The organism is Paucilactobacillus vaccinostercus DSM 20634 (assembly GCF_001436295.1).
Lineage (GTDB): Bacteria > Bacillota > Bacilli > Lactobacillales > Lactobacillaceae > Paucilactobacillus > Paucilactobacillus vaccinostercus.
Map to the genome: position 1 here is coordinate 22,793 of NZ_AYYY01000010.1, position 6,769 is coordinate 29,561.

General features: G+C 45.5%; 7 protein-coding genes. 4 read left to right on the forward strand and 3 right to left on the reverse strand.

The window, feature by feature from the left end; genetic code table 11:
* Positions 1-82: 82 nt before the first annotated feature.
* Both FC26_RS02960 and FC26_RS02965 read right to left on the reverse strand, forming a co-directional pair.
* Positions 83-634, reverse strand: a complete 552-nt coding sequence (locus FC26_RS02960) for an ECF transporter S component (protein ID WP_057777726.1) — start codon at positions 632-634, stop codon at positions 83-85.
* Positions 631-1,620 carry a nucleoside hydrolase gene (locus FC26_RS02965; protein ID WP_057777727.1) on the reverse strand — a complete coding sequence of 330 codons (990 nt, stop codon included), beginning with the start codon at positions 1,618-1,620 and terminating at the stop codon, positions 631-633. The genes FC26_RS02960 and FC26_RS02965 overlap by 4 nt, the downstream gene beginning before the upstream one ends.
* Positions 1,621-1,891: 271 nt before the next feature.
* Here FC26_RS02965 and FC26_RS02970 point away from each other — a divergent pair, with 271 nt between their 5' ends.
* Positions 1,892-2,677: a zinc ribbon domain-containing protein gene (locus FC26_RS02970; RefSeq protein ID WP_057777728.1), complete on the forward strand. Its 786-nt coding sequence runs from the start codon at positions 1,892-1,894 to the stop codon at positions 2,675-2,677.
* Positions 2,678-3,076: 399 nt separating this feature from the next.
* The gene (locus FC26_RS02975; protein WP_057777729.1) at positions 3,077-3,622 is read left to right on the forward strand and encodes a TetR/AcrR family transcriptional regulator; all 546 of its coding nucleotides are present in this window, start codon (positions 3,077-3,079) and stop codon (positions 3,620-3,622) included.
* Positions 3,623-3,629: 7 nt separating this feature from the next.
* Here FC26_RS02975 and FC26_RS02980 read toward each other — a convergent pair whose 3' ends face one another.
* Positions 3,630-4,100, reverse strand: coding sequence for a GNAT family N-acetyltransferase (locus FC26_RS02980; RefSeq protein ID WP_057777730.1), 471 nt, complete (start codon positions 4,098-4,100; stop codon positions 3,630-3,632).
* A 242-nt stretch (positions 4,101-4,342) separates the two neighbouring features.
* On the opposite strand from FC26_RS02980, the gene FC26_RS02985 reads away from it, so the two are divergent.
* Together FC26_RS02985 and asnB are read left to right on the forward strand one after the other, a co-directional pair.
* Complete coding sequence (locus FC26_RS02985; RefSeq protein ID WP_057777731.1) at positions 4,343-4,597, forward strand: hypothetical protein; 255 nt, start codon at positions 4,343-4,345, stop codon at positions 4,595-4,597.
* 207 nt (positions 4,598-4,804) lie between these two features.
* Positions 4,805-6,661 (forward strand): asparagine synthase (glutamine-hydrolyzing), encoded by a 1,857-nt coding sequence (asnB, locus tag FC26_RS02990; RefSeq protein ID WP_057777732.1) that lies wholly within the window; start codon positions 4,805-4,807, stop codon positions 6,659-6,661.
* Positions 6,662-6,769: the final 108 nt, after the last annotated feature.

Consider the following 6,769-nt stretch of genomic DNA (forward strand, 5'->3'; position numbering starts at 1 on the left):
AATAACTAAAAATCTTCGATTATCGTCCACTATTGATGGGGTAATCGAAGATTTTTTTTAATTTTTAATTTTTTAAACTCTATCAAGCTCGGTGAGCAAAGCGGTTGACGAGGGTACGATACGCCAGTGCGACAATTAGCAGGCTGATGAATCGGTCGGCATAGTCCGTAATCAGTTGAACAACCAGCACTGCAGTAGCCTTACTTAAGCCAGCGCCAAACAGGAGTTGCACGATCAGGCTTGATCCTGATGACGTGATCCCGCCGAAACACAGGATGGTAATTAACGTCGACAGAATTGTACCGGGGAGTGCAATCACTAGGGCGCTCCACCAGATGTGGCGGATTTTTTGAATGTCACAATGGGTGTACACTAGGCCGGCGACTAGGGCAATAACGAGCTGGATCGGCATGAAGAAAAGTGAATAGAGATCGCTTGTCACGCCGACTAGGACCCCAGTAGTACCACCGACGATCATCCCTGCGAGTGGCCCAAATGTGGCTGCAACAAAGAGGGTACCGATGGAATCCAAGTAGATTGGTAGTTTCAGGAGTAGGGCTAGGTTGCTTCCAACGAAGTTAATCGCAATACAGCAGGCCATAAGGATGAGTAGTCGTAATCGGGATTGTCTCATGCGGACGTACCGCCCATCAGTTGTTGGAGAATCTGCTCAAGGTCGGGAGATTCCGCCCCGGTGACCCGGGGCAGGAATAGCTGCCAGAAGTCGGTCACAGCAACTTTGGTCGCAATGCGCACATTGGGTGCGTGGTGCCAAAAATGGTGATCGTCGACGATTGACTGACCGCGGGCAACGCCGTCCATGGCAATGGTGCCGTAGCTTTCAAACCCACTCAGAAGTGAGGGATTAATCAGGTACGCCACTGCCAGAGGATCGTTGATCACGCACCCGATTACGCGCTCGTACTCCCAATGAAAATCGAAGTAGAAACGGGTGATATGTTCAATGAGCGAACCGGTGGTTTCGTCGGTGTGCTTCATATAACTAAGCAGACTGGGGGTCAAGACGATTTTACGGGTCACATCTAGCCCAACCATTTCGATTAATCGGGGCATGTCGTCAAAGACGACCTTAGCGGCATCTGGATCACACCAAAAATTATACTCAGCCACCGGTGAACAGTTGCCGTGGCTTTTGTAGCTGCCACCCATGAGCACAAACCGACCGGGTCCGGCAAAGGCGGCTGCATCCCGCTGCAAGGCTTGGGCAATGTTTGTCAGCGGTCCAAGTGCCAGGACGAGAATTTCCGGATTTTGGTGGAGCTGATCTAAAATGAAGGTGACCGCATCTGGATGGGGTGTCACGGTGGTGACGGCTGGTAGGTGGCTATTGCCGAGTCCGTCGTCGCCATGCGTATCCTGGGCGCTGGTGTAGGGCACCTTTAAGGGAGACATGGCACCAATATAGACGGGGATGTTGAGATGCTGGGCAAAGTCGAGTATCTTGAGCGCATTTTGCGCTCCTAAATCGGCAGGCACGTTACCGCTAACGGTGGTAATGCCGACCACGTTTAATTCCGGTGAATTTAGTGCCAGTAGTAGTGCTAAGCTATCATCGATCCCGGGATCACAATCGATAATAACTTTAATCGGTGCATTCATTTCTCCAACCTCCTCAGGTTTTTGGTTTTTTATTCTGGGAATTTCCGAACCAGTCCAGGGGCATGCCCTGATTTCAATCAATGCATCTCCTAGTATAATAAAATAAAGGTGGGAAAAACAAGGTGTGGATCAAACTACTTCAATACGATGAGCATGATAAGGTGACTGAAATATGGTGATGGCTATTTTGTTAATTGACTGATTGTTTTATAATTAACAGTAGGAGTAGCAACTAGCACTTTTAAATTGGGAAAGTTGAGAGTAGTTAATTATGGATCAGGAAAAACGATTTTGTCCGGAGTGTGGGGCGCTGGTGGATAAGACCCTTAAATTTTGTCCAAATTGTGGTCAGAATTTAGCTGCAGATCAGGTTGAGCCTCCAGTTCAGCCGGCAGCAACCAACGACATGAAAAGTACGAGTAATCAGCAGGAATCGGTTACACAGAATCGGAAACGATCAGCAGAACCAACACCGTCACGGCATCAGCCCCAGCGACCAAAGAAAAGTCGGAAACCATGGATTGCGGTGATCATGGTTGTTGTGATTTTGGTAGCTGGCGGTGCGTTTATATGGAGTAGCAGCCAAAAAACGACTTCGACAGCCAGTGATTCTGGTTCTCAATCGTCAGGCTATACGGCATCGACATCTTCGAAGCAACATACTAACAAGGCAGCATCGTCCAGTGAGAGTCGTTCTATTTCCAGTTCATCGGTGTCATCCAGTGCTACCTCGACGACAGCATACAGCGCTGGTGTGGACCAGCATAATTTAACAACGGCCCAGGTTGAGAGCTGGGTCTGGCAGCATTTTCAACCAACCTTTGCGGAGGATGGGTATACCCGTGAGGATTACACCATGGATATGGGCAAGAATAGTGACGGGTTGTTACAAATTACGGTTCGTGAGAATCACAATAGTGCCAATATGAAAGCGGACGGTGCGGATCCAGATACGGCGCCAGTGGTGGCTACGTATGAAATTACAAGTGAGGGTTACTTGGCCCAAACCAGTGCGAATGGCTCGATCAGTGTTGAAAGTGAAACGTATGGAGAATAGCATGGTGAACTAAAGCGTTAGCAGCTGAGCAGTAGTGAAAAATAGTGGTGATCTCCGAATTAGGAGATTACCACTATTTTTCACTAAGAACTAAAAGTTTCAGAATGATCGTCGGTGCCCAGGTTAATGTTTTTTGCGTTTTGGATATAATAATGCGTATATCTAGCTAGCAGCTATTATTTCAGAAAAAGCATTATGAAATAAAACCATGATTGGGGATGGTAAAATGGCAAGATTAGTACGGTTATTTGAGACATGGAACTTGTTAAGGAAGCCTTGCTTAAAATCTGCGCCTATTTTGACATTGTACTTGCTTAAATCAGTTATAAGCAGCATATGTTAATTTAAGCAACACGTATTATAATAAACCCAAATTAATGCCTTGGGGAGGCAAGCAAAATGACCGACTTACGAATTAAACGCACAGAAACAGCTATTCAGACTACTTTTGTGAAGCTAGTTAATGAGAATGGATTTGAATCGGTAACTGTGACTAAGATCGCCGAAGAAGCCATGATTAATCGTCTCACGTTTTACAAGCACTATACGGATAAATATGCTCTTGCGCAGACGATGATTGAAAACTTTGGACAGATGTATGAGCAAGTAATCAAAAAACGGCTTGAGCTGAGTCGGGAAAATCAATCTTTTAAGGATATTTTGGAAGTAATGACGCCAGAATTAAACACATTATTTGTGAACCGTCAAGATGAATTGAAGGCGTTACAGAGTATCCAGGTGGGCGCATTAACCCTGAATAAACGACTGGAAAAAATTATTGGGGAGTACATGCCTAAAATTATGAAACACGAGGTACCACCGTTTGAAAAGGCACTATTAGTGGCGCTATTGGTCAATATTTTGAACTATGTCATTGAAGAACAACATGTCCCTGACTATCGGGAACTTCAGCAAATGCTGACGGATGTTCAAAGCATCATCTAGTGTTGCTTTACAAGGTATGTTCTAAATAAAGGGTCCCGGGTACCGGGTTATACCGGTAGGCATCAATAGGGACGAACCCCATGGTGCGATAGAGCGATTGGGCGCCAGTCATGGTGGGGAGAGTATCTAGGCGAACGGACTGGTAGCCAAGGTGCTGGGCCTGAATAAGCAACCGAGAAATCAACTCGCGAGCAATTCCAAGATGGCGATAGGCTGGTACCACATAGAGTCGTTTCATTTCAGCGATCGGGCCTGCAAACTGATGAAGGGCCACGATCCCCGCTGGGTGGTGATCGATGTATGCCAATAAAAGAACGCCATGGGGACGATTGTATTCGGTGGCCAGGTGTTGCATCTCCTGATCAAAGTTCTGGAAGTCTAGGTTGAGATTGAGTCCTTGGGTGTATTGTAAAATAAGCTGACGGGCCACTTGAAACTGAGCGTCAGTGTGAGCGATGGTGTAGTGGACGATGGTCATAGGTATCAGATCTTTTCGTAAGAATTAAGTTTTAGTTATTGTCGCGCGAACTACCCCAAAAAGCAACTCCGATTAGGGTTTAGGTAGAACTATGTATTAATATAATGAAATAGTCATTAATAAATCGTAACTTTTCTAAAGTAATTCGTAGGTAAAAGGTCATGATTCATTCATAGTTTGTGTCGGCCAGCGTTCACAATCGGAGGGTATGATAGGATCATACACTTAAGGAGTGAGAAGTTATGTTATTAGATCAAGACCAAAAAATTAAAAATATTATTGCCGCTCAAATCGTGAAGGTCTTTTATCCCTTCGTCATTGCAAAAACTGAAACCGGCGAATTAGTGAATGTTAATCTATCTTCCCAAGAAAAAGGAGATCCTTTGTTCTGGGAATCTATCAAACGGGTATTGGAATCCAGTTTATGGGTCCCGGTTGGTAAAAAATATCATCAATTATTAGACTATGGCTGGGTGACCTATCCAGAGGTAAGATAAATTAAAACTGCGAATCAGATTATTAGAGTTAATCTGGTTCGCAGTTTTTTATAGGGCGATGTGATGAAACCGGGGGTTGCCGGTAGTTTATGTGATTTTTTCAGTTTAAATTAATTTTTCTACCCTTTTTTGCCACGCTCATTTTGACTATGCTGGATTGCGAGTTAATTTGAGAATAATGATTGGCAAAGACGTGGGAGGAATTTTATGTGTGGGTTTGTTGGATCGATTCATAACGATAACAGCGAACAGCGGGAGCGATTAACAGATATTAAGCAAATGAATCAGCTGATCTATCACCGGGGTCCGGACGATGAGGGTTACTTTGACAACCAAGATATTACGGTTGGATTTCGGCGGTTGAGTATCATTGATTTACAACATGGTAAGCAGCCGCTAGCGGATCAGCAGCAACGCAACTGGGTGGTGTTTAATGGTGAGATCTATAACTATATTGAACTACGAGATGAACTGAAGCAACTGGGATACCAGTTTGCGACGGATAGTGATACAGAGGTCCTCTTAGCAGCCTACCAACACTATGGCATTCAGTTATTAGATCATCTACGGGGGATGTTCGCATTTGTGATTTGGGATACCCAGACGCACGAAATTTTCGGTGCTCGGGATCAATTTGGGATCAAACCCTTTTATTTTGAACAACAAGACGACAGTATTTACTTTGCATCGGAGAAAAAGGTGTTTGCTCAAATTAATGATTTTCAGGATATTAGTGAGGAAGCTTTACAAAATTACATGACGTTTCAGTATGTTCCCGGAGCTCAAACCTTGAATCAAAGTGTGAACGAACTCTTACCGGGACACTACTTTATCAAGCGACCTCATCAGGATATTCAGGTGAAAAAATACTTTGATGCACAGTTTAAGCCGCACAAGGTTACTTCGACGACGGCATTGATGACGGAACTGCAGCAGACACTGACGGCGAGTGTTGCCTGCCACATGCGTTCAGACGTGCCGGTCGGGGCCTTTTTATCGGGTGGAATCGATTCGTCGATTATTGTGGCCCTTGCCAGTCAACTGCATCCCCACCTGAAAACTTTTTCGGTGGGATTTGAGCATCCTGGGTACAGTGAAATTGATCTTGCGAAGGAAACGGCCGCCATGCTCGGAGTGGAAAACATTAGTCGGGTGATCACACCAACGGACTTTATGGCAGAATTCACTAAGTTTGTGTATTACATGGATGATCCACTGGCAGATCCCGCGGCGTTTGCGCAGTATTTCTTAGCCCGGTTGGCGCACGAACATTGCAAAGTGGCCCTGACTGGTGAAGGTGCCGACGAGTTGTTTGGCGGCTACCGTATTTATCACGAGCCAAAGTCACTACAGTGTTTTAATTGGATTCCCCAACCGCTCAAGACGATGCTACATGCATCGGTGGCCCAGTTACCGCCAACGATGAAGGGGCGCAACTTTTTACTGCGGGGAACGACGCCGTTGGAACACCGCTTTATCGGTAACGCGAAGATTTTTAATGAGCAAGAAAAGGCCCAGCTATTGAAGCAGTACGATCAGCATTTTCCGTTTTATCAGGCGGTTAGTTCGGTTTATCAACGCAACCACCAACTCGATGCGATTACCCGGATGCAAGATGTGGATATGCATACTTGGCTGCCGGGTGATTTGTTACTGAATGCGGATCGGACCTCGATGGCGTCAGGATTGGAATTGCGCACGCCGTTTATTGATCGACAGGTCTTTAGCGTCGCGCAAAAAATTCCAACCAATTTACGGGTGGCGCATGGGACCACAAAGTATATTTTACGTGAGACGGCGAAGGCCTTTTTGCCAACCGGCATTGTAGATCGGCAAAAGCTGGGATTTCCCATTCCCATTCGTGTGTGGCTCAAAAATGAGCTTCACGACTGGGCCGTGGACATGATTCAAACGGCCAATGTGGATCAGTGGCTCGACAAGGCATACTGCCTACAGCTTCTCGATGAACATTGCCAAGGTCGTCGGGATAATTCACGCAAAATTTGGACGATTTTAACGTTTATTACTTGGCACCGGGTATTTGTGGAACGGACTGCGAATTAATATTTAAAAGTGGCTGGGAAAAAACTATTAACCAGTCATTGAAATAAAAGGACCTTTGGATTTTTTTCCAAAGGCCCTTTTTCTATGTACACAGGAAGTAAATTCCTG